General features: G+C 66.8%; 26 protein-coding genes. 11 read left to right on the top strand and 15 right to left on the bottom strand.

Annotated elements, in window-relative coordinates; genetic code table 11:
* Nucleotides 1-42: 42 nt before the first annotated feature.
* The 9 genes from AB0D85_RS41630 to AB0D85_RS41590 all read right to left on the bottom strand — a co-directional run bounded on the left by AB0D85_RS41630 (nt 43) and on the right by AB0D85_RS41590 (nt 7,526).
* The gene (locus AB0D85_RS41630) at nt 43-819 is read right to left on the bottom strand and encodes a zf-HC2 domain-containing protein (RefSeq protein WP_362332795.1); all 777 of its coding nucleotides are present in this window, start codon (nt 817-819) and stop codon (nt 43-45) included.
* Between the two features lie 47 nt (nt 820-866).
* Complete coding sequence (locus tag AB0D85_RS41625) at nt 867-1,388, bottom strand: sigma-70 family RNA polymerase sigma factor (protein WP_010039908.1); 522 nt, start codon at nt 1,386-1,388, stop codon at nt 867-869.
* Between the two features lie 373 nt (nt 1,389-1,761).
* Nucleotides 1,762-2,370, bottom strand: a complete 609-nt coding sequence (locus AB0D85_RS41620; RefSeq protein ID WP_362332791.1) for an ABATE domain-containing protein — start codon at nt 2,368-2,370, stop codon at nt 1,762-1,764.
* Between the two features lie 172 nt (nt 2,371-2,542).
* Nucleotides 2,543-2,683, bottom strand: coding sequence for a hypothetical protein (locus AB0D85_RS41615; protein ID WP_362332788.1), 141 nt, complete (start codon nt 2,681-2,683; stop codon nt 2,543-2,545).
* Between the two features lie 185 nt (nt 2,684-2,868).
* On the bottom strand, nt 2,869-4,029 hold the full coding sequence (locus tag AB0D85_RS41610; RefSeq protein WP_362332785.1) for a uroporphyrinogen-III synthase: 1,161 nt from the start codon (nt 4,027-4,029) through the stop codon (nt 2,869-2,871).
* An 88-nt stretch (nt 4,030-4,117) separates the two neighbouring features.
* Entirely contained in the window at nt 4,118-5,485 is a 1,368-nt protein-coding gene (locus AB0D85_RS41605; protein ID WP_362332780.1) for a nitrate/nitrite transporter, read from the bottom strand.
* Between the two features lie 166 nt (nt 5,486-5,651).
* Nucleotides 5,652-6,569: a hypothetical protein gene (locus AB0D85_RS41600; protein ID WP_362332777.1), complete on the bottom strand. Its 918-nt coding sequence runs from the start codon at nt 6,567-6,569 to the stop codon at nt 5,652-5,654.
* A gap of 148 nt (nt 6,570-6,717) precedes the next feature.
* Nucleotides 6,718-6,966 (bottom strand): hypothetical protein, encoded by a 249-nt coding sequence (locus tag AB0D85_RS41595; RefSeq protein ID WP_362332774.1) that lies wholly within the window; start codon nt 6,964-6,966, stop codon nt 6,718-6,720.
* A gap of 98 nt (nt 6,967-7,064) precedes the next feature.
* On the bottom strand, nt 7,065-7,526 hold the full coding sequence (locus AB0D85_RS41590; RefSeq protein WP_362332771.1) for an ATP-binding protein: 462 nt from the start codon (nt 7,524-7,526) through the stop codon (nt 7,065-7,067).
* A 225-nt stretch (nt 7,527-7,751) separates the two neighbouring features.
* Between AB0D85_RS41590 and AB0D85_RS41585 the strand changes: the two genes are divergently transcribed.
* The 9 genes from AB0D85_RS41585 to AB0D85_RS41545 all read left to right on the top strand — a co-directional run bounded on the left by AB0D85_RS41585 (nt 7,752) and on the right by AB0D85_RS41545 (nt 12,488).
* Nucleotides 7,752-8,606 carry a helix-turn-helix transcriptional regulator gene (locus AB0D85_RS41585; RefSeq protein WP_362332768.1) on the top strand — a complete coding sequence of 285 codons (855 nt, stop codon included), beginning with the start codon at nt 7,752-7,754 and terminating at the stop codon, nt 8,604-8,606.
* Between the two features lie 10 nt (nt 8,607-8,616).
* A complete protein-coding gene (locus AB0D85_RS41580) occupies nt 8,617-8,799 on the top strand; it encodes a DUF397 domain-containing protein (RefSeq protein WP_362332765.1) in 183 nt (60 codons plus the stop codon).
* A 17-nt stretch (nt 8,800-8,816) separates the two neighbouring features.
* Nucleotides 8,817-9,140, top strand: a complete 324-nt coding sequence (locus AB0D85_RS41575; protein WP_362332762.1) for a hypothetical protein — start codon at nt 8,817-8,819, stop codon at nt 9,138-9,140.
* Nucleotides 9,141-9,191: 51 nt separating this feature from the next.
* Complete coding sequence (locus AB0D85_RS41570) at nt 9,192-9,698, top strand: hypothetical protein (RefSeq protein ID WP_362332759.1); 507 nt, start codon at nt 9,192-9,194, stop codon at nt 9,696-9,698.
* 23 nt (nt 9,699-9,721) lie between these two features.
* On the top strand, nt 9,722-10,264 hold the full coding sequence (locus tag AB0D85_RS41565) for a barstar family protein (protein WP_362332756.1): 543 nt from the start codon (nt 9,722-9,724) through the stop codon (nt 10,262-10,264).
* Between the two features lie 113 nt (nt 10,265-10,377).
* Nucleotides 10,378-10,878, top strand: coding sequence for a hypothetical protein (locus AB0D85_RS41560; protein ID WP_362332753.1), 501 nt, complete (start codon nt 10,378-10,380; stop codon nt 10,876-10,878).
* Between the two features lie 42 nt (nt 10,879-10,920).
* On the top strand, nt 10,921-11,670 hold the full coding sequence (locus AB0D85_RS41555; RefSeq protein ID WP_362332750.1) for a transposase family protein: 750 nt from the start codon (nt 10,921-10,923) through the stop codon (nt 11,668-11,670).
* A gap of 75 nt (nt 11,671-11,745) precedes the next feature.
* The gene (locus AB0D85_RS41550; protein WP_362332747.1) at nt 11,746-11,889 is read left to right on the top strand and encodes a hypothetical protein; all 144 of its coding nucleotides are present in this window, start codon (nt 11,746-11,748) and stop codon (nt 11,887-11,889) included.
* 152 nt (nt 11,890-12,041) lie between these two features.
* Complete coding sequence (locus tag AB0D85_RS41545) at nt 12,042-12,488, top strand: hypothetical protein (protein ID WP_362332743.1); 447 nt, start codon at nt 12,042-12,044, stop codon at nt 12,486-12,488.
* Here the strand turns inward: AB0D85_RS41545 and AB0D85_RS41540 are convergent.
* The 6 genes from AB0D85_RS41540 to AB0D85_RS41515 are packed head-to-tail and all read right to left on the bottom strand — an operon-like array spanning nt 12,471 to nt 17,083.
* Nucleotides 12,471-13,067, bottom strand: a complete 597-nt coding sequence (locus AB0D85_RS41540; protein ID WP_362332740.1) for a hypothetical protein — start codon at nt 13,065-13,067, stop codon at nt 12,471-12,473. The two genes, AB0D85_RS41545 and AB0D85_RS41540, sit on opposite strands and share 18 nt — an antisense overlap.
* Nucleotides 13,064-14,455: a WXG100 family type VII secretion target gene (locus AB0D85_RS41535; RefSeq protein WP_362332737.1), complete on the bottom strand. Its 1,392-nt coding sequence runs from the start codon at nt 14,453-14,455 to the stop codon at nt 13,064-13,066. Before AB0D85_RS41535 ends, AB0D85_RS41540 begins: the two co-directional genes overlap by 4 nt.
* Complete coding sequence (locus tag AB0D85_RS41530; protein ID WP_362332734.1) at nt 14,452-14,754, bottom strand: hypothetical protein; 303 nt, start codon at nt 14,752-14,754, stop codon at nt 14,452-14,454. Before AB0D85_RS41530 ends, AB0D85_RS41535 begins: the two co-directional genes overlap by 4 nt.
* Entirely contained in the window at nt 14,751-15,383 is a 633-nt protein-coding gene (locus AB0D85_RS41525) for a hypothetical protein (RefSeq protein WP_362332731.1), read from the bottom strand. The genes AB0D85_RS41530 and AB0D85_RS41525 overlap by 4 nt, the downstream gene beginning before the upstream one ends.
* A gap of 15 nt (nt 15,384-15,398) precedes the next feature.
* Nucleotides 15,399-16,430 (bottom strand): hypothetical protein, encoded by a 1,032-nt coding sequence (locus AB0D85_RS41520; RefSeq protein ID WP_362332728.1) that lies wholly within the window; start codon nt 16,428-16,430, stop codon nt 15,399-15,401.
* A complete protein-coding gene (locus AB0D85_RS41515; protein ID WP_362332725.1) occupies nt 16,430-17,083 on the bottom strand; it encodes a hypothetical protein in 654 nt (217 codons plus the stop codon). The genes AB0D85_RS41520 and AB0D85_RS41515 overlap by 1 nt, the downstream gene beginning before the upstream one ends.
* 358 nt (nt 17,084-17,441) lie before the next feature.
* On the opposite strand from AB0D85_RS41515, the gene AB0D85_RS41510 reads away from it, so the two are divergent.
* Nucleotides 17,442-22,055 (top strand): DUF6531 domain-containing protein, encoded by a 4,614-nt coding sequence (locus AB0D85_RS41510; RefSeq protein WP_362332722.1) that lies wholly within the window; start codon nt 17,442-17,444, stop codon nt 22,053-22,055.
* 14 nt (nt 22,056-22,069) lie between these two features.
* Nucleotides 22,070-22,579: a hypothetical protein gene (locus AB0D85_RS41505; RefSeq protein ID WP_362332719.1), complete on the top strand. Its 510-nt coding sequence runs from the start codon at nt 22,070-22,072 to the stop codon at nt 22,577-22,579.
* The last annotated feature ends 319 nt before the right edge of the window (nt 22,580-22,898 follow it).

Raw genomic sequence — 22,898 nt, 5'->3', positions numbered from 1 at the left:
GCCGCTGATTTCCTGCGACCTGATCGATCCGCCGGGCAGGCCCTACGCGCTGACCGAGACGAGCTTCTTCCCGTCGAAGGTCATGACCTCGAAGTGGTCGATCTGGCTGGGGGTGAAGGCGGCGCCACCGTGGACGTAGAGAGGCTCCTTGGCCTTCGCCGTCTTGGCGTCGGTGATGCCGTATCCCCAGGTCGGGACGGACCAGGAGGTCACCGTCTCGCGCTCGCCGTTCTTGCCGACGGCGATGAGCGAGCACTTCTTCGGGCCGGTGACGTTCTTGAGCTGGAGGACCGCGTGGGTGCCCCAGTCCTTCTTCTCGACGGCGACGGTCGCGGTGACATGGGTCGTCGGGTCCGTGGCCGTCGTCTTGTCGGACATCGTCTGGAAGGCCGCCTGGGCCGGTCCCATGGCCATGTCCGTGCCGCTGCTGCCGCTGTCCGAGCCGCTCATCGCCACGCCGGCCATCGTGCCGCCGGCGATCAGCACGACCGAGGCCGCCAGTCCGAAGAGGCTGCGCCGGCTGCGGACCTTCCGCTTCTCGGCGACCTCGACGACCAGCTTCTCCGCCAGTCGCGGGCTGGGCCGGGCGGACAGGGACTCACCGATGGACGGTGTGCTTCCGGAGCCCGGCAGGTCGGCCAGGGCGGCCAGCATGGGCTCCATTCCGGCCAGCTCGTCGAGCTGCTGGGCGCACCATTCGCACCCGGCCAGATGGGCCTCGAAAGCGGTTGCCTCGGCGTCGTCGAGAATCCCCAGCGCGTACGCGCCGACGGTCTCGTGCTCATTGGGCACCGGAGATTCCTGCATGGCTCCAGACATACCCGAACCACCTGTGCCGAATCCGCCGTGCCCCCCGTACACACTCATCACGCCGTCACCCCCCGCTCCTCCAGAGCCAGCTTCATCGACCTGAGGGCATAGAACACCCGCGAACGGACGGTTCCGCTGGGTATGCCCAGCGTTTCGGCCGCCTCGTTGACGGTACGCCCCTTGAAGTACGTCTCGACGAGCACCTCCCGGTGGGCCGGGGTCAGGTCGTCGAGCGCGTCAGACAGCGTCATCAGCCACAGCGCCTTGTCGATCTCGTCCTCCGCGGGGATGACCTCCAGCGGCGACGGATCGACCTCCTGCGGCCGGGCCTGCCGGCTGCGGTGACCGTCGATGACGATGCGGCGAGCGACCGTCACCAGCCAGGGGCGTACCGATCCGGTCGCTCGATTGAGCTGGCCGGCGTTCTTCCAGGCACGGATGAGTGTCTCTTGCACGACGTCCTCGGCGCGTTGCCGATCACCGGCGACCAGCCGAAGGACATACGCAAGGAGAGGTCCGGCGTGCTCTCGGTAGAGGGCACGCATCAGCTCCTCATCGGGCTCCGAGGGCTGGGACATGCGATGTCGGGCCCTCGATCCACGTTCATTGGCCACGGCCGCATCCTTGCGCACGCCCACCTCCGGTGTCCGGGGGTTCCCCCAGTCGGTCGCTCCCCCACCGGTACGGAAGTGACTCGCGGTGTGTTCAACAAGACCCCACATTTTTCCGCGAGGTGACATGACGAGCGGGACATGAGCGCACATTCCCACCGCGTGATCTTTACATTTCCGACACAGCGTCGACGGCCGGCGGGCTGCCCGTACGCGCCCGTCACCAAACGGAGTGTTGTCGAAATCACTTCGACGGAGCCCTGATGAAGATCCGACAGAAGCCGTGAAACGGACGGAAGTTGAGAGCGGCCGGAAGCAGCGGAAGCGTCGGGAGCAACGGTCAGGCGCGGGCGAGCGCGGCCCGCCGCCGGTGCCGGGCCACCCGCTCGCGGTTGCCGCAGACCTCGCTGGAGCACCAGCGGCGCCTGCGCCCGCGGGAGGTGTCGAGGTACACGAGGGGGCAGTTGTCGCCCTCGCACTCCCGGACGGCCGCCCGGGCGACGGGGTCGGTGAGCAGTTCCACCGCGTCCCGGGCGACGGCCGCGAGCAGCGCGGCGCACTCCGGCGGTTCGGCCAACTCCCGCACGAGACAGCCGTCCTCGCCGGGCACGGCGCGCGGTGCCGGGGGTGCGGCGGCGCGGGCGAGGCCGTTGACGCGGGCGAGTGCGAGGTCGTACGACGGGTCGTACGACGGTGTCCCCGCGATGTTCCGGCCGCGCACCAACTGTCTTACATGTCCCCGCAGTTCACGGAAGCCGGCCAGCCAGCCGGCGTCGGCGTGCGGGAGCGGGGTGCCCGGCGGGACGAGTCCGGATCCGGTGATCCAGGCGCGCAACGGCTCGACCCCGTCGAGCCGTTCGCCGGGGTGCGTGGTCGCCAGCAGGTCCAGGCAGATCCGCCCGGCGTCGAAGCGCAGCTCGTTCGGGGCCGCGGCCGTACCCAGTGCCATGTGCCTGTCACCGCCTAGGACAGGGGAAGCGTCCTTTTACAGTGCCCGGCCCGGCGGTCGGCCGGAAGCCCTCGTACCGGTGTTCCACGAGGTTCCCGCCCGACCCGCACCCGGGTCGTCGCGATGACGGCGGCCGTACTGCCGGGCGCGCCCCCAGAACGTCGTACGACACTCAGCCGGTCCGCTCGTCGCCCGTGGCGAAGAACCGCCGCACGTACTCCCCCGCGGGCAGCCCGCTCTCCCGCATGAGGGAGAAGACCTCGGCCCCCTCGCCCGGCACGCCGTCCATCCGGAACGCCTCGGCGAAGTCCACGTGGTCGACGTCGTCGAACGCCGTACCACGACAAGCCGTCCATGCGAACTCCGGTCAGACGGCGTCTCCTCGGTGCCGGGCCCGTCGAGGAAGCGGAGCAGCACGGCGGCGGACATGCCGGTGACCTTATGGCGGCGTCCCCGGACCCACAACGCGATATACGGGGTTCACCATGGCCGTCGGCCTCACACGTCCGCGTACTTCGCGTCCGCCGCCGGGTCCAGGGCGAGCCGGTAGCCGCGCTTGACCACCGTCTGGATCAGCTTCGGCGCGCCGAGGGCCGTGCGCAGGCGGGCCATCGCCGTCTCCACCGCGTGCTCGTCGCGGCCCGCGCCCGGCAGCGCGCGCAGCAGTTCGGCGCGGGCCACCACCCAGCCCGGCCGCCGCGACAGCGCCCGCAGCAGGGACATCCCGGCCGGCGGCACCGGCTTCAGGTCGCCGTCGACGAGGACCGCGTGCCCCCGGATCTCCACCCGGTGTCCGGCGACGGGCAACGCCCTGGCCCGCGAGGGCAGTTCCTGGCAGAGCAACTGTACGAGGGGACCGAGCCGAAAGCGTTCCGGCTGGACCGTGTCGATGCCGAGGGCCTGCAGCGGCAGCGCGGTGACCGGGCCGACGCAGGCGGGTACGACGTCGTGGTTGAGGGCGGCGAGCAGTTCGCCCTGCAGCCCCCGGTCCTCGGCACGCGACAGCAGCGAGGCGGCGGCCGGCGCGCTGGTGAAGGTGAGGGCGTCCACCGAGCGCGAGATGACCGCATCCAGCAACCGGTCCATCGGGCCGAGGTCCTCCGGCGGCATCCACCGGTACACCGGCACCGGCAGCACCTCCGCACCGGCGGCCCGCAGCGACTCCACGAACCCCGGCAGCGGCTCCCCGTGCAGCTGTACGGCGATCCGCCGCCCGTCGACGCCCTCCTCCAGGAGCCGGTCGAGCACCTCGGCCATCGACTCGGAGGACGGCGACCACTCCTCGGTCAGTCCGGCGGCCCGGATGGCCCCCTTCACCTTGGGCCCCCGGGCCAGCAGCTCCACGCCCCGCAGCCTCTGCAGCAGCTGCTCGCCGAAGCCCCACCCGTCGGCGGCCTCGATCCACCCCCGGAACCCGATCGCCGTCGTCGCCACGACCACGTCCGGCACCTGGTCGATGATCTCCTTCGTGGCGGCCAGGAGCTCGCCGTCGTCGGCGAGCGGCACAATGCGCAGGGCAGGGGCGTGCAGCACGGCGGCACCGCGCCGCTGGAGCAGTGCCCCGAGCTCGTCGGCCCGGCGCGCGGCCGTGACCCCCACGGTGAACCCCGCGAGGGGGCCGTGCTGGCCGGGGGCCGGTCGCTGCTGTTCCTCGTCCATGGCTGCTCTCCTAGCTGTCCCGCATGCCGAACGAGCCTGTCAACGGTCCGTGACAGGCTCGGTTCGGGTTGATGTCACCAGTGTTACGTCACACCTCGGCGTAGCTGAGCTGCGTCTTTGTCTCGGTGGCGGCTGTGGTCCGCCCCTGCGCGGCGGGCCGGCGAAGGTATACGGCCCAGGTGACCACGAAGCACAGACCGTAGAAGGCCAGGAAGGCCACGAAGGCTCCGGTGCCGCTGCCGTAGGAGAGGTACGACTGCCGGAAGGCGAGGTTGATGCCGACGCCGCCGAGCGCGCCGACGGCCCCGATGAGCCCCATGGAGGCCCCGGAGAGCCGCCGTCCGTAGGCCGCGGCCTCCTCACCGGCGAGCCCCTTGGCGAAGGCCTTGGCCTGGAAGATGCCGGGGATCATCTTGTACGTCGACCCGTTGCCGAGCCCGCTGAGCACGAACAGCACGACGAACACGGTCACGAACATCGGCAGCGACTTCTCGATGCTGGCGACGATGAGCAGGCCGGTGGCGGCGGCCATGCCGACGTAGTTCCACAGGGTGATCTTCGCGCCGCCGTACTTGTCGGCGAGCCAGCCGCCGACGGGCCGGATGAGGGAACCGAGCAGCGGGCCTATGAACGTGAGGTAGGCGGCCTGCAGCGGGGTCCGCCCGAACTGCACCTGGAGCACCTGCCCGAAGGCGAAGGCGTACCCGATGAACGAACCGAACGTCCCGACGTAGAGGAAGGACATGATCCAGGTGTGGGCGTCCTTGGCGGCGTCGATCGCGGCGCCGGTGTCGTTCTTCACGGTGGCGAGGTTGTCCATGAAGAGCGCGGCGAGGACGGCGGCGACGAGGATCAGCGGGATGTAGATCCCGAGCAGCACGCGCGGCCCGCCGCTCGCCCCGATGATCGCGAGCGCGACCAGCTGGATGACGGGCACACCGATGTTGCCGCCACCGGCGTTCAGCCCCAGCGCCCACCCCTTCTTCCTCAGCGGGAAGAAGGCGTTGATGTTGGTCATGCTGGACGCGAAGTTGCCACCGCCGATGCCGGCCAGCAGCCCGACGAGCAGGAACGTGTCGAAGGACGTCCCCGGCTTCATCACGGTGAAGGCGGCGACGGTGGGGACGAGCAGCAGCCCGGCGCTGATGATCGTCCAGTTCCGGCCACCGAAGAGCGCGACGGCGAAGGTGTACGGCACCCGGACGACCGCGCCGACGAGCGTGACCATCGAGGTCAGCAGGAACTTGTCGGCGGGGGTGAGCCCGTACTCCGGGCCCATGAACAGCACCAGCACGGACCACATGGTCCAGATCGAGAACCCGATGTGCTCGGACAGGACCGAGAAGATCAGGTTCCGGCGTGCGACCTTCTCGCCGGTCGCGTTCCAGAACGTCTCGTCCTCCGGATCCCACTCCTGGATCCAGCGACTACGGGAAGTAGGGGCTGGGGCTGTCATGACGCCTCCACGGTGCTCCGCGTGCTCGGTCTGCCGACTTCGGATGAGTGACTGAGCCCGAAGGTAGGGAGGCGGCGTTTCCGCACTGTGGCTGTGGGTGACCGGAAAGGAACGTTGCTCTCACCCTGGGGAGAGAGCGGGTGAGAGGTCACGGGACGGGGACGGGTCAGGAGGAGGGGTGGGGAGGGTGGTGGGGCTGATGGGAAGGCTGCTGTTGGTAGGGGCCGGGGGCGTAGGGGCCGGGGGGCTGCTGTTGCGGCGGGGCGTAGGGGCCGGGGGCATAAGGGGCGGGCGGCTGCTGACCGTAACCGGTGGGGGCGGGGGCGGGGGCGGCGTAGGGGCCCTGGCCGCTCTGGCCACCGTACGGGCCGTAGGGACCGGGCTGCTGCGGCCACGGCTGCGGGGGCTGGGGCTGATAGGGAGGCTGCTGGCCCGGAGTGGCAGGCATCGGCATGGGCATGCCCACGGGCATAGGCGCAGGCATCGGCATGGGCATGCCGGGCGGCAGATACCGCACCCGCCCGCCCTCGCCGGTCACCGGCACGAACCCCGCGGCCTGGAGCCGCTGCGCGAACTTGGCGTTGCGCCCGCGGGTGACGAAGAACCCGAGCCCTATGACGGCCATGAGGATGACCCACACCACACCGGAGACGAAGAAGGCGCCGGCACTCCCGCCCGCGCGTGCGGCGGCCAGCACCAGCCCGAGGGTGATACCGCCGGCCCCGAACAGCATCCGCCTCTCGGCGTTCTTGCCGGTGAGGTCGAACTGGATACGGGCCTTGAGAAGCTTGACGGCGTCGGGAACGAGGGCCGGCAGCGAGACCCCGTCGGCGGCGTTCGGGTACTGCGCCCAGTTCTGCGCGGCACGGGCCCGCCCCTGCGGGCTGTGGTCCGGGACGATGAGGAGTTTGAGCACGTTGTTGCGGGAGCCGGTGTAGCGGGCGTCGGCGTACTCGTACCCGAACTGCTGGGCGATGAAGGCAAGCCGGGCGAGCTTCTTCACGGAGGACCAGGCGTTGGTGAGCTCGACGGGCCCGCCACCGGCCATCAACTGGAACATCTTCCGCACCTGCCGCGTGCTCACAGCATCCACTCCCCGTGTCCCACTCTTCACTTGAGCAACCGAGGCAGTTTTTCACGCGGCCGAACCCCTGCACCGCCCAACGATCCCCACTCACAGGAAACTTGACCGCGCCTTGACATGCGCAACGCCGAGGCAAGCCCCCACCGGGTCAGGCGGACACCGCTCGCCGGGCCTCGGCTTCCACAGCGCGGAGTTCCGTCATCGCTGCCCGGAACGCGGGGTCGTCACGGCTGCCGGTGGTGTGCACAGACGCGAGCGCCGCCTGGTAGCGGGAACGGAGATCGGGCCGCCGTTCGATCTCCACGCACGCCTGCCAATAGGCGAGCCAGTGTTGGAGGTGGCCGATCTTGCCGTCCTTCAGGGCAGCCGCCAACGCCCGTTCCTTCTGCTGTTCCATCTCGCCCAGCCGGTGCGGGGCGATACACGCCAGCGCGACACGAACCGCCGTACTGGGCGCCACGGGCAAGGGCGGAGCGGCACGACGTACCCGCGACATCATGCACCAACCTTCCGGCCGCCCACCTCGAACCACAGCAGCTTCCCGGCCGCGTGGTCCACCGGGCCGCTGTCCCCGATGGACCAGCCGCCCCAGGAGTCGGCGTACTCCTGCACGAGGCGCAGCCCTCGCCCACTCTCCGCGTCCGGCGCGGCGAGCCGGACGCGGTCCCAGGGCGGTTCTCCGAACGGGGCGGGGATGCGCGGGTGACTGTCCCAGACGCCGACCCGTAGTCGGCCGTCGGCGAGTGCGGTCAGCCGGAGGGAGGCGGCGCCGTTCGTGTGCCGGTACGCGTTGGTGATCAGCTCCGAGGTCAACAGCTCGATGACATCGAGGATTTCCTGCCTCCCGTGACTGCTCAGCGCCGCCCGTACGGTCATACGTGCGACGCGTGCCGCGCGCGGGTCGTGCGGCAGACGTAGGGCGTACACCCAGGTGTCGGACAGGGATACGGTGCCCACGGATACCTCCGTCTGGAGAAGGGACTCGGGCTCGCTCAACGACCGCGCCGTGCGGTGGCTCTGCCTGGGGAGGTGCGCTTCCGGCTTAGGGGCGCGGTGAGTTGGGCGGTGCGGGCACTACAGTAGGCCCGACTGGAAGATATCTCTCCAGAATGAGGGAGATGTATCTCCAGTTACCTCATGTGGGTTACGAGAGAGCCGCTTACCGGCCGGGAAGGACATGCCTTGCCGCCCACCAGCAACCCCACTCTGCGTCAGCAGCGTCTCGGTACCGAGCTGCGCAGACTCCGTGAACGAGCCGGTCTCACGGTCAGCCAGGCCGCGGCGCTGCTCGGCGTCAACCAGGGCCGGGTCAGCATGATCGAGACAGGCCGTAGCTCCCTCAGCTCCGACCGAGTCCGATCACTGGCGTCCGCGTACGACTGCTCGGACGCGGCCCTCGTGGACGCCCTCGCCGCGATGACCGGACGCCGGATGCGCGGCTGGTGGGAGGAGTACCGCGAACACCTCCCGGCCGCACTGGTCGACCTGGCCGAACTCGAGCACCATGCGGCCGGCTTGCGGGTCGCCCTCGCGATGCACATCCCCGCACTGCTACAGACCACGGACCATGCCCGTGCCCTCTTCGGGGCGGTGGTGCCGCCCATGCGGCAGTACGAGATCGAGCACCGCCTCAGCTATCGCATGAGACGGCAGGGAATCCTGCACCGCGAGCGGCCACTGCCGTATGCGGCGATCATCCACGAGTCAGCTCTTCGCATCCGGTTCGGCGGCCCCGACGTCAGGCGCGGTCAGCTCAAGCACCTCCTCGACATGAGCGAGCTCCCGAATGTCACCGTCCGGGTGATCCCCTTCGACGCGCAGTACTACCCGAGCACGGGCCAGTCCTTCGACTACGTCGAGGGCTCGGTCCCGCAACTCGACACGGTGCAGCTCGACACCCACCACGGCGGATGCGGATTCCTCGACGGAGAAGCGCAGTTGAACAAGTACCGTGCCGTGCTGGATCACATGGAGTCCTGCGCGCTCGGGCCCGCCGCGTCGCGCGACTTCATCCAGGACCTCATCCAGGACATCTGAGAGAGCGACCGTGCACATACTTCACTGGCGCAAGTCCACCCACAGCGGCGACAGTTCGAACTGCGTCGAGATTGCCCCTACCGCCGCGGCCATCCACATCCGCGACTCGAAGACCACCGCCGGCCCCAGGCTCACCATCAAGCCCTCCGCCTGGGCCCACTTCGTTTCCTACACGGCGCGCCCCAAGCTCTGATCCCCACATACCCGACCATGACAGCGGAATTCTTCATGGAACTCGACGAGGGTATGGTCGAGTATTTCCGGGACATCGCGAACGAGATGATCTCAAGGTTCGGCATCTCCCGAGCGGAAGCCGTGGCCAGGATCAACGAGCGGTATCACGACACGGAGATCTCGGCGTACCCCGATCTCATGTGCCACGAGTTCCCGGAGTACTGGTCGTACGGCCTGTACTACTACCCGAACGAGTCCGGGCGCCTGCCCACCGGCGACGAGGGCGACGAGGGCTTCATTCTGTCCGCCCTGCGCGTCCGTCCCGCGCCGCCGAAGGGCTCCCCCTACTGGACGCTGTAGGCCTGCGCGCGGTGCACGCCGACCGATCCGTGTTTGGCCCACGCCCTTGTAGTGGATCCCGTCCAGCCAACCGGTGGCGCAGATGAACCCAACAAGTGTGACGGCGCGCAAGTGGGCGCGCCGACCGGAGGAGGAATCGTCGACACGCAGCAGGAAGAGGCCCCGCCCGGCGGGGCCGGCCCAGGCCCGGAGCTCGATCTCGACGAGATCGAGGAACTGTGCTCCGCGGCCACGCCCGGGCCGTGGTTCGTCAGGATTCTTGATGACACCCATGCCATGAACCTGGTCGCGGTCAGCGTGGTGGAGGACACCGGGCGGGGAGAGAGGTGGCCCGATTTCGACCACGGAGAGCTGATCGCGGCGACCTTGGTCCAAGAACCACGCTATGTGGACTGCGCCGACGAGCGCTGGGACGAGAATGCGGCGTTCATCGCAATGGCCAGAGAGACGGTGCCCCAACTCGTGAAGGAAGTAAGGCGCCTACGGCAGCTCCTCGCGGCCACCAGGATGAACATGGACCCCGAGGATCCGGTCTGCGGCGTCGAGGTACGTAGGTGAATTCACAGGGCGAGGTTCCAGGAATGACCAGTTTCGACCTCACCGGCACTTCCGAGCCCTGGGTCTTCTTCGTCCCAGAAGGCGCGGCCGAGGTTCAACGGCTGCTGTCAGATCTGGAAACGAAGGGCGGGCAGGTCCACCATTTCGACGCGCGCGATCTGGTGACCGAGCAGGGTGTCTACCGCTCCTTCGCAGAAGTCCTCCAATTCCCCGGCTATTTCGGACGGAACTGGGATGCCGTGGTGGACTGCCTGGACGGCCTGTGCGGTGCAGTCACGGGTGGAGTGGGGATCGTCGGCGTCATCCACGACGCGGACCGACTGCTGGAGACAAAACATTTCCCGTTGTTCGTATCGGTCCTGTGCCAAGGGGCCGACCGCGCGAATTCGACCGTGGACCTCGACGGCGACCCCCTGGACCGGCCCGCCGTCACCCAACATTTCGTCCTTGAGTTCCGTGAGTTCGACCGCGAGATGATCGCACTCCACGTCGAGCAGTCTGACCTGACGGTCACCAAGGGGGACGGTTTCGTCGGGGCCGCGCTCAATCCTGAGGCATGGCACTGAAGCATGGTTATGCCACCATGCGTGGAGGAGTGTGCAACTGCGCTTCGGAAGACTGCCTGCAGGAGGAAGCCCGCTGGAGCGAATACTGACCACTCCTTGGCACAATTGGGCTCATGGGAACAGACATCCACGGCTGGGTGGAGTGCCGCACCTGGCGGGAGGGCCTGGACTACGACGAGACGGCATGGCACCCGGCGATCAGCCTGTTCTCGCTCGGCATGCCAAGGGACTACGACGCCTTCGCCTGCCTCTTCGGAGTGCGCGACTTCCAGGCCATGTGGCGCCCGGTGGCAGCGAACCGCGGCCTACCGTCTGACACGTCCCTCAAGGTCCGCGCGGAACACGCAACCTGGGCGGGCACGGCCTTCGCGGAGACCTGGCTGACCTGGTCGGAGGCGAGGGCGATCGACTGGACGGAACCTGCGCTCCCCCGCGTCACCCACATCTCCCGCTACCACCGCGCGCCGGATGGCGCGCTCCATCTCATCCACTCCCACGACTGGAGCCGGTCCTTCGCCAGAGCAAGCGGAATCAACACACTGAGCTTCTTCGAGTTGGCCACCGATCAGGTGATGGCCGGTGAAACGCAACGAGCGAGGCCCCCGGGCTGTTGATCGAGGTGTCTGACGTCTCAATCACGTTGCTCGGGGGCCTCGTTGGTCATCCATCCTGCCGCACTCGACCTGCCACATGCGCTCGTGGAGTGGCTCACCATGCTGATCGTCACTCGTGAGGGCGACCGCCGCTGCAAGCTCCGCCCGTCCCAACGCGCGATGGTGGCACTGGTGTACCTGCGCGAACACACCACCCTGGCAAAGATCGCCACCGGGTTCGGGATCAGCGAGTCCACCGCCCACGCCTACACCAGCCAGGTCATCGACCTGCTCGCCGAACGGGCACCGGGTCTGCTGAAGGTCCTGCGCGAGAGTGAGGCGGACTTCGTTCTGCTGGACGGAACCCTCGCCGAGTGCGACCGGGTCGGCGACGGCCGGGCCGACTATTCCCACAAACACCGGCGCCACGGCGTGAACGTGCAGGTCGTCACCGACCCCGGCGGCCGGCTGCTGTGGCTCTCACCCGCTCTGCCGGGCCGCACCCACGACCTGACCGCGGCCCGCACCCACCGGATCATCCGCATCTGCGAGCGCCAGGGCGTTCCCATCCTGGCCGATCTCGCCTACCAGGGCGGCGGCCCGTGGCTGACCACTGGCATCAAACGCAAGCCCCTGCAGGAACTCACCCTCACCGAAAAGACCCTCAACCGGGCACTGGCCTCTGCACGAGCGCCGGTCGAGCGCGGCGTCGCCCGCCTGAAGTCCTGGCGCATCTTCCGCAGGTCCCGGTGCAGCCCGAATCGAATGACGTCAATCGCCAAGGCCATCCTCACGCTGGAGCGGCAACGCTGAAGAAGCTCACTGACGACATCACCGACGGACCTCGCCAACCGGTACCCGGAAGGCACGGAATGGACCACGGACACCATGCTCTACCGAACCGAACGCTCCCGCCGCCGGGACGCGGTCCCCGAGGACGGCCCCTGGACCCCGGTCTGGACGGTGATGGAGACGCTGGCGGGCGTGCACGGCGAGGAGAACGTACGGCTGGTGGCGTGGTTCGACGAGTGACCGCTCGCTATCCTCTACCGGACCCCACTCCAGGAATGGGAGAGCTCATGCCCGATGCTTCGAGGACCGAGGGCTCCACGGCACAGCGCCCTCAGCGCTCTCTCCTGGGAAACATCATCTTCGGGGCAGGGATAATTGTCGTCCTGGCCACGATGACCCTCGGGGCATTCGTAGGTGTTGCATTCACGAACAAGTTGGCGGACATCTCGCCGATTTCGACTGTGGTACCTGAGCACGGACACACCGCGTTGGTTGTAGGTGGTATCGCTGCGGGCGGTGTCATCGGCCTGATGCTTCCGGTGATCTTGTTCGGCATGGTGCGGGGCAATGAGCAGGAGTCGCGAGTCAGCCCAGGCTCGGCCGTGCTGAAGGTGCTCGCTCTCCTGGTCTTCGGCGTTTACCTCCTGGTCGTGTCGATCGTCGTGTCCCAGGTGGGATGGATCCTTCCCAAGGGGGTCGCCACCCTCGTGGCTGTCTTCGCCATCGGTTTCAGTTGGATGCCGCTGGCCATGGTCCCATGGGAAAAGCTGGGCTTGGCAGGGGTCGCAGGAAACCGCTTCGGGTCGCGTCGCCCATCGGGCTCACACCAGACGGACTGAATTCGCCAATTCGTCGGCGATGCGTCCCAGTTCCTCGCCCAGTCCCAGAGTCGTCCACAAGAGCCGGCATTCCAGGAGGGTGAGGTAGTCCCGGGGCAGCACGTAATGAGCCACACCTTCCAGGATGGTGCTGGTGTCGGTATCAGGCACGGTGGGCTCGAAACGGTGGACTCGAAGTGCCGAGCCCAAAGGGAGTTCTACCTCGGTGAGCGCAGGCTTTCCGAAAAAAGGGCCCTCTGCATGAGCCGCCTCGGCCCTGAGCACCTCCATGCTCAGGGTCTCCGGAGGTGCCTTCAGCTCCCTTACTGTGTAGCTGGCCAGGATCGCGCCGTTCGGCGGGGCCAGCAGAGCCGCGCATACCGCCCGTTGCCGTACAGCGGCGCCCCAGTACCACAGAAGGTCTTCGGCGAAAGCGCGACGCGATTCCGCCGAAGAGTCGCCGGCGAGGTGCTGTTCCGCGACTTCCTGGGCCCAGGCTTCCGGTTCCTCGCTGACCAGGTCTAGGACCAGCCAGTTCTCGGAAGTGGTCAATGCGACCCGGCATTCGCACCAGTTCCCAGCCGTCTCCACGAAGCTCACTTTCCGGTCAGCGCGGCATCAGGGCCGGTCACATCGATGTCCGGGTCCTCGTCCCACAGCCCGATGAAGCTGTTGGTGTCGGACGTCGCTCCGATGCCCGTGGCTCCGAGCGCCCAGGCGTTGTAGGACAGGGCCTTCTTGAAGGCATCGGGCGTGCCGATGAAGTTGAGATCCGCGGAGGACACGTGCCTCATTCGTCCGAGTTCGTCAACCATGCCAGGTCCCACGTACATGCTGGCCAGGCCACGTACTCCTGCCGTGTTGTACGCGCTACGAGCCGCGGCCAGGTTGTCGCCGACCTTGAACAGGTCCCGCCAGTTGCTTCGGACGGTGCCCAAGTCGTCTGCTAAGGAGCCTTTCAGGCCCTTGAACGCAGCGGCGAACGACACTTCGGGGAGCGCGGCGCCAGGGAACGCACCCGCGCGTTGGCCGACCATCTCGACCACCAGGGCTCGCCTGGCCGCCGTACCGAGGGTCGGGTTCCAGGCACGGATGTACTGGGTGGCAGCGGTCCATACACGGCTGCGCCCGACCGTGGCCGCCAACTTGGACCCCGCCGAGAAGACGCGCCCGACGCCGAAGGTCGCGAGCCCGAGGACGTCCATGGCGACGTCGCTCCAGGAGCCGTCCCCGTTGATGGCGAGCAGCAGGTGACAAACGAGCGAGACCACGGTCATCAACAGCGCGACGGTCCCCAGGACGCCGGCGATCGCCTGCCCGATAACGGGGATCCAGCCGACGAGCAGGGACACCACCCCACAGACCGCGGCGATGGCACCGGCAGCATTGGCGACCCAGGTCAAGGAGTCCCGTAGGTCGTCCAGCCAAGAGTCATCGAGCCCATCACCATGCGTGGTGTCGTGAATACGCTTGGCCGCCTTATTGCCCACGTTCTCATGGCGGGTCTTCACCGCTGCCAGCTTGTCCCGAAGCCCGTCGAGTCCGTCCTGGAGGTCGGTGACCTTCTTGTCCGGCTTGCCCTGCCCGTCTTGATCCGTGCCCTTGGGTTGGTTCTCGGCCTTGGAGCGGGCCGCAGACAGATCGTCGTGCTGTTGTTCCGCCTGGGTGAGGAGGCTGTCCGCATCTCCCTGAATGGTCTCCAGATCGGTGTAGTACTCCTTGAGTGCCGCTCCGGCGTCGGCGTAGCGATCCTGCGCCTTGCTCACCGTTTGTGCGGTGTCATTCGCCTTGTCGGCAAAGGCGCGTCCCGCGTCCGACTCCCAGCTCTCCAGGTTGCCTAGGCGGTGCAGCGCGGCGACCGTGTCGGAGATGGTCTTCGCCGTGGCCTCGAACCTGCGTGAGAGTGCTTCCATCTCATGGACGTCGCCCGGTACGGGATCGCCGCTCTCGCCCAGCACTTCCCATCTGTGGTCCGCCGGGCGGCTCACTTCTTCTGCCCCTTGCCTACAAGCGCGTTGTACAACGCCGTGTCCAACTCCGTGTAGGCCTTGCCTGCTTCGTGGGCCAGCTGCCCGAGTCCCTGGATCTCCTCGACCATCTTCTTGCGGTTGTCGTCCCAGCCGTCGGAGAAGTCCTGCAGCCGCTCGTACAAGAGCTTGTGCCCGACCGTGCGGCGGTCGTAGGAGTCCATGAGTTTGTCGAGTCCTTCGAACTCCGTCGCCACCGACCGCAAGCCCGCCCCGGCCGTATGCAGGTCGTCGGTCGAGACCTTGAGTTTCTTGCTCACTCCTGCGCCCCCGTTGTCTCCTCGCGGTGGTGCCGCCACCGCAAGGTCGCAGCCACCGCGTCGAACAACTCCACCATGGCGTCCGCGATCGGCTCCAACGGTGTGCTGAAGGTCAACATCAACGCTTCGTCGCGCTCCGGGACCGGGACGAAGTACTCCACGATCGTGTCCTCGAATTCTGAGCCCAGCCGGCGTGACTCCTTGGTCCGCTCACGACGCAGCAATCGGGCCGCCCGCCCTGCGGCGGGCAGCGTCACCGGTTCGACCGCGCCGGAGCCGCTCAGGGCTGCCACTGCGTCAAGGCTGTCGAACTTCTCGTGGAGGTGTGACACCAGCAGCGACGCCGAGAGCGGAATGCCCGCCGCTTCCAAGAACGACAGATACAGCACCAGACCGCCCCGCTCGGCCCCCGCCTCGGCCGCACCCTGGAGCTGCTCCTCCGCTTTCCGGCGCAGCACGGGCTGATCGTCCACCCCGACGAACTGCCGCCGGATCAGGGCACTGATCGAGGACTCACGCCGATCCGGCGGCTGCAGCGGAATGCGGTACCAGTCCTCGGGCGTGATGATCCCGAAGCCGGGCGTCTGACGAACAGTCTGTTCTCGGCGTGTGTTCGTTCGCTCAGGCACGACGCCCAATATCTCTCATCGGTTGACGGACTGGATCTCCTGCACGGTGACATCCTGGGTGGCCCCGAAGGTGCCGTCAGGCAGGTTTTTGCGCGGTGTTCCCGTGCCCGTCCAGTGGATCTTCCAGGTGATCGTGGCCTTGAGCTGGTACGAGCCCGTGCCCGAGGAGCGCAGGTATTTCACCCCACAGGGTGGCGTCTCGTCGGCCTTCCCCTTGGAGTAGGCCTCGCCGATACTGCCGTTGCTGATCTCACAGACGCCCGAGGCGGGGTACGTCACCGCATCCGAGGTACCGGGCTCGATCTTGAGTGAGACCGGCTCGGCGGTGGTCGTGGCGGTGATGCCCAGCACGGGGACGGAGGCGGTGACGGAGACCGGCTTGAACTCGGCACCGTCCAGCCAGGCCCAGGTGGGAAGGTTGACCTTCGTCTTGTCCGCCGGAGCCAGGGCCACCTTCGTGCTGGGGACGCGGATCTCCTTGTAAGCGAGTTCCGCAAGGATCTCCGGCGTCACAGCGTTCTCGATGTCGGCGGGCGGGGCGTCACCCTTGTCCACCCAGAAGATGGGCTTGTCGCACTTGTTCCAGCCGGGCGGGAAGCTCTCGTCGACGTACGAGTCCCACCAGTAGCCCTTGTCGGCCTTGTCCTTGTTGAAGCCCTTGTAGGGGTGCCCGTTGACGTAGCGGTCGCGCTGAGTGGCATCCCACTCGTACCCCGTCGAGTCCGCCTCCCAGATCGGCTCCAAGTACGCCTGGAGCTGGGCGGGGGTGTACTTCGGCGCGTACCAACAAGGCGGCGGAGTCCAGGACGTGGTGGAGGTGACGGGGCCCACGGAGGTGCCTGAGCCGTTCTTGGAGAGGTCGAACGCAACACCTGAAGCACTCGCTGAGATCGTGCCGTTCGGACTGCTATTACCCGTCGGGCCCGGCTCAGAGTTCTGGGCATTGCCATCGAGGGTGTCATCGGCGTAAGCCACACCGGCAACAGACAGCAGAGAAAGGCAAGTCCCGAAAGCCACCAGCAGCGGAAAGCGGTACGACTTCCCCATCAAGGCTGGCACTCTGCACTCCCAACCTGAGAAATGATCTTCTCGATCACCCAGACCCCCTTGGTGTTCTGCTTCAAAGAAGTGTGATAACTGACGTAGCTTTTCGCGGTGACCTTGGTCTTCCTGATCTCATTGGTTTTGAGATACTTGACGAATGCCTTGCCCTGGTCCTCGCAATAGCTGAGGGAGGCCGTACCGTCCTTGGAGACCGAGACGTCGGGAGAGTAGAAGCGGTAGGCGCCTGTAATGCTTGCCTTGTGGTCCACATAGTTCTGGATGAACTTCTGTGTACCGGCGGCGGCTTCACCCTCGTAGTAGTAGATGTACGCCTTGTCGAGTGCGTTCTGATGAACGATCGCAAGGTCCACCGCTTTGACGGACTGCTCGCTGTCGGCCAGCACCACGTCCTTGTCAGCATTGCCGGTCTGCGGCCAGTCGAAGGCGTACGACAGGTCGGACGGCATGTCGAGCTTCGGACGCCCCGCAGCCTCAGACGCCGAAGCGGAGACACTCGGCGAAGCCGACGCCCCCGTGTCCGCGCCCGCGATCTTGTCGTTCGACTTGGAGTCGCCTCCTCCGCCACAACCGGCGAGCAGAAGTGCCGCCGTCACTCCGGCGGTGGCTGTCGTGAGCAGGCGAGGGCGGCGGGTCACGGTGGGCTCCTGGTGGGGCGGGAGATGTCGAAGAAAGCAGCGGATACGGTAGCCGGGAGAGCCTCAAGGGCACCAGAGCGAATGGTCGCACCCCGCCTACGCAAAGGATGCACAATCGGGGCAATCGGAGGGTAACCAGCGGCCTCTCAACGGGCATTGGTGCCTTCCTGTGACATTGAGGGAGCTGTCCGTGGTACCGAGGTTAGCCCTCGCAAAGGGTCATGGGGCCGGTCAGGTCGCCTGAGGTGAGATGATCCGCATCTTCACATGAGGTCCTTCACTTCGAACGGCCGTGCCCGGTAACTTCGCGTGAGTTCATGGTTATTGACGGGGCGTACGCGACGGGGGTTGCGGGGACATGGCGGGGTATCGACCGGCGGACTGGCATCCACTCGACCTCGACAGGGACCCGACGCCGGGTGATCCGCAGCGCGTCCGTTCTCTCGCGCAGCAGTTGCACACCTTCGCGGACGACGTCTCGAACGCGTTGCGTCTGGTGAAGGGGATGGCGGGTGAGGACACGCTCCTGCAGTGGGCGGGCAAGTCGGCGGAGGTGTTCAAGGAGCAGTTCAAGGACGTTCCGAAGAACCTGAAGAAGCTGAAGAAGTCGTACGAGCTGTGCGGTGACGCGCTCGCGGACTACTGGCCGAAGCTGGAGCGTGCGCAGGCCCTGGCCGACAAGGCCCTGGCGAAGGCGAAGGACGCGCAGTCCGATCTCTCCTCCGCCAAGTCCCGTCTGTCCTCGGCCGATTCGTGGATGACGCGGGCGACGAAGGAAGCGGACAAGTACAAGGACGACCCCACCGGCAGTAAGTCCAGCGCTGACAAGCCCGATGAGGGGAAGGTCCGGGCGGCGACCCGGGACGTGCAGAGCGCCAAGTCCGCCCACACCCAGGCCCAGTCGGACGTCACCACCGCGCAGAGCGCCCTGGACGCGGCGAAGAAGATGGCCGAGGACGCGCGGAAGATGCGTGACGAGGCTGCGGGTGAGGCGAAGCGGAAGATCGACGAGGCGTCGGACGCGGGGATCCCGAACCGGCACTGGTGGCAGGACGTGGGCCACTGGTTCGAGGACAACTGGGACACCATCGTCACCGTCTGCAAGGTCGTCGTCGCCGTCGTCGGGATCATCGCGATGATCATCGGCGGGCCGATCCTCGGCGCCATCGTGCTCGTCGCCGCGCTCGTCGTGCTCGCGGACACCCTCTACAAATATTCGAAAGGCCAAGCATCCCTGTGGGACGTGGCCTTCGCCGCCATGGACTGCATACCCGGCGGCAAGGGCATCACCAGCCTCGGCAAACTCGCCAAGGGCCTCAAGGAGATGAAGAACCTCCGCGGCGGGATGAAGGCCATGAGCCTGGCCCTGCGCGGGCTGGGCAAGAACGCGCGCGGCATGCTCGCCGAAGGCGGCGAAGGCGCCTTCAACCGGCTCAAGAGCGTGGTCCGTTCGAAGGGGAGCGACCCCGTGGACATGGCCACCGGCGCCATGTACCTCCCGCAGACCGACATCGAACTGCCCGGCCTGCTGCCCCTCGCCTTCACCCGCCGCGTCGCCTCCGACTACCGCTGCGGCTGGTGGTTCGGCCCCACCTGGGCCTCCACTCTCGACCAACGCCTGGAAATCGACGACGCCGGCGTCGTCTACGTCACCGAGGACGGCCTGCTCCTCGCCTACCCCCACCCCGCCGCACCCCACACCCCGGTGCTGCCCGAGGCCGGCCCCCGCCGCCCCCTGACCCGCCAGGACGACGGCGGCTACCGCATCGAAGACCCCCTAACCGGCCACACCCACCACTTCACCCGCCCCGCCCCCGACGGCACTGCCCTCCTCACCCGTATCACCGACCGTAACCAGCACGCCCTCACCTTCGACCACGACGAGGACGGCACCCCGCTCGCCATCCGCCACTCCGGCGGCTACCACCTGCGCATCACCACCGACGAGGGCCGCGTCAGCGCCCTCGCCCTGGCCGGTGCCGGCGAGGACGGCACGGACGTCGTCATCAAGCGCTACGGCTACACCGACGGCAATCTGACCGAGACGATCAACTCCTCCGGCCTGCCTCTGCGCTTCACCTACGACGACCGGTTGCGCGTCACCTCCTGGACAGACACCAACAACAGCCGTTACAGCTACGCCTACGACGACCGCGACCGCTGCATCGCCGAGGGCGGCGAAGCCGGTCACATCACCATCACCCTCGACTACGACGGCACCAACCCCGCCTGGCCCGAGTGCCGCATCACCACCCTCACTACCGCCGAAGGCGCCACCACCCGCTTCGTCATCAACACCAACAGCCAGGTCATCGCCGAAATCGACCCCCTTGGCAACACCACCCGCACCACCTACGACGCCCACCATCACGTCGTAACACGCACGGACGAACTCGGTCACACGACAACGCTCGTCCGTGACCCTTCAGGCCACCCCACTCAAGTGATCCGGCCGGATGCTGCTGTCTTCCGCTTCGAGTACGGCGCCGAGAACATGCTCACGGTCATCGGTCGGCCGGACGGCAGTACTTGGCAGAGGGCGTACGACGAGAAGGGCAACTGCACGGCTCTGACGGATCCCGCAGGGCTCATGACTCGGTTCACACATGACGCGGCGGGGTGCGTCACCGAAGTCGTCGACGGGCTCGGCAATGCCAGGACGGTGTGCTACGACGCAGCCGGGCTGCCTGTATCCACCACCGACCCGCTCGGGGCGACCACGACATGGGAGCGGGACGCCTTCGGTCGGATAGTCACCTACACGGACCCGACAGGGGAGACGACCCGCCTGGAGTGGATCGTCGAAGGCCGCTTGTCCCGACGTATCACGTCGGACGGTGCAACCGAGTCCTGGTCCTACGACGCGGAAGGCAACTGTCTCAGCCACACCACCCCCACAGGTGCTGTCACCCGCTTCGAGTACACGCACTTCGATCTGCCCTCGGCAAGAACGGGGCCGGACGGATCCCGCTACGAGTTTGCTCATGACGGCAATCTGCGCCTCGTCCACGTCGTCAATCCACAGGGCCTGACGTGGACCTACGAACACGATGCGGCCGGACGCCTCGTCTCGGAGACGGATTTCGACGGACGGACCCTTACCTACACCCACAACCCCGCGGGGCGACTCACCTCACGCACCGACGCGCTCGGGCAGACCACCCGTTTCGCCTACGACGCCGTCGGCAATCTCATCGAGAAGTGCAGCGACAACCAGGTCACCCGGTTCGACTACGACTTGAACCGGCAGATGGTCGCGGCCATGTCCTCCGACACGCGACTCGAGCTACTGCGTGACGCCAGCGGGCGGGTCACACGAGAAACGCTCAACGGCCACGTGCTGGCCTACGAGTACGACCGGCTGGGGCGGGTATCTCGCCGTACTACCCCGTCCGGGGCCATCAGCGCATGGGCCTACGACGGGATGGGCAACCGGTCGCAGCTCGAAACGTCGGGTCGCACGGTCAGCTTCCAGCACGACTGGTCCGGGCTGGAAACCAGTCGTCGCACAGGCGAGGACCTCGTACTCGGGCAGGCATACGACGGTCTCGGTCGTCTCACCGCTCAGGAGGTGACCCACCTCGGTGATCGACGAATTCGCCGCGACTATGCCTATGCCGCAGACGGCAACCTGGCCGGCATCGACGATTTCGGTGCGGGGAGCCGCCGGTTCGAACTGGACGTGACGGGCCGCGTGACGGCGGTCCGTGCCACCGACTGGTCCGAGCAGTACGCCTACGACGAGGCAGGCAACCTGACCGACGCGTCCTGGCCCGTCCGCCAGGCTGGTGAACAGGCTATCGGACCCCGCGACTATGCCGGGACGCGAGTGCTCCGTGCCGGCGACACCCGATACGAGTACGACCTCATGGGCCGGGTCGTACTTCGCCAGCGGAAGCGCCTTTCCCGCAAGCCCGAGACATGGCATTACGCATGGAACGCGGAAAACCGTCTGACATCCGTCAGGACACCGGACGGAACCTCTTGGCGCTATTCCTATGACCCCCTGGGTCGACGGACGGCCAAGCAGCGGATGGACGCAGACGGCCTGACCGTCCTGGAACAGGTTGACTTCGTCTGGGACGGCGTCACCCTGTGCGAACAGGTGACGCGGTCATCGTCCACGCCCCATCTGGTGGTGACGACGTGGGATCACTCCGGAATCCGTCCGATCACCCAGACGGAACGGATCGTCACACCAGGAACGTCACAGGCGGAAATCGATTCAAGGTTCTTCTCGATCGTCACCGATCTCGTCGGCACGCCGACGGAACTCGTCGACGAGGACGGGAGCGTCACCTGGCGCAGCCGTAGCACTCTTTGGGGCGTCACCGCCTGGAACGAGGGTTCTACCGCCTACACCCCCCTCCGTTTCCCAGGCCAGTACTACGACCCCGAAACCGAGCTTCATTACAACTACTTCCGGCACTACGACCCCGAGACTGCTCGCTATCTCACTCCCGACCCGCTGGGACTTTCCCCGGCGCCCAACCCGGTCACATACGTCTCCAACCCGCACACCGGAGTCGATCTTCTCGGGCTGAGTCCCTACTACAGTGAGATCGCGGCCAATGGGCAACGTGGGCGTGCCTACGCCGAGGTCACCCCCCAGACACTGGACGACGCTGCCAACGGTCTCATCGGAAGTCCGCCCGGTCGCGGTGCCCGTTACGCTCCTCATGGTTTTCAGGGCGGTGCGGCCGGTCATTCGCGAGGGCATCTGATCGGCCAGCAATTCGGAGGCGACGGAAGGGACATGAGGAACATCGTCACTCAGGGGACCAGCCAGAACAACGGACCAATTTCCGACGCCGAAGATCTTATCGCCGATCACGTTCGAGCATCCCAGAACACAGTCATCATGAGCGTCACCCCCGAATACGCAAACGGGGGAAACGTTCCCAGCCATATCCTTATTGAAGCTGCCGACGACTTCGGATGGTCGTTCAGCAGAAGGATTCCCAATCTATAAAAGGTGAGTCAGTCATGGGTTACAGTGACTCTCTGGAGGACTTGCACAGCCTGATCATTCTGTGCCCCCCTCCCCGAAATCCGGGGTCCTACCCCTCTGACTATCGGGAGCTGGTCCACACCTACGGTACAGGATGCTTCGATGAATTCCTGTGGATTTTTGCGGATAGCGCGCCCAACAGCAACCTCGACATCGTTCGGCAAACCGAGCAGATGCGGTCGACTTTCCGTGACAAGCCGTTGACGACGCTCAGGCGCGTTCTCAGCGAACACCGTGCCGCCCCGGAGGACCTGGTCCAGTGGGGTGTGACCGACAACGGCGACGTCTTGGCGTGGATCGCCGTCGGGGAACCGGACAGCTGGCCGACAGTGATCATCCAAGCCGGGCAGCTCGACGCCGTGGTCTCTCCCGCCGGGGCGACGACCACATTGCTCGGACTCCTCACGGGATCGCTACGGGTGCCGTTCTTCCCTGACGACTTCCCAAGCAGCAATCCGGAATTCGATGAGAACCCGTATGGCTGAGCTGAGCAGTGCCGCCGTCACGGCTGGCACTTGGCGGCACCGCGACTCGACGCGATCTTCATGAACTCCCAGACCCCTGTCGCGCTCTTCTCAACCTGGACGCCGTACGTGACGTAGCTGCTCTTCATGGTCTTGGTCTGCCGAACACGCCGGGGGCGATCCTCGGGGTGGTGTGATGACTTCCGTGGACGTCCGTGCGGCGGGCAATCCGAAGCACTGTGCTCCCAAGTTGATGTGACGCGTTGCCCGCGCCGTGGTGACAGCGCGAAAATCGGTCGTGGGTGCCGCTCGGGTCCGACGTCGGTGGCCTCTTGGCCTG

The sequence above is a fragment of the Streptomyces sp. NPDC048277 genome, from assembly GCF_040652235.1.
In the GTDB taxonomy this organism is placed as follows: Bacteria; Actinomycetota; Actinomycetes; order Streptomycetales; family Streptomycetaceae; genus Streptomyces.
This window is presented reverse-complemented; position numbering and strand designations above follow the sequence as displayed.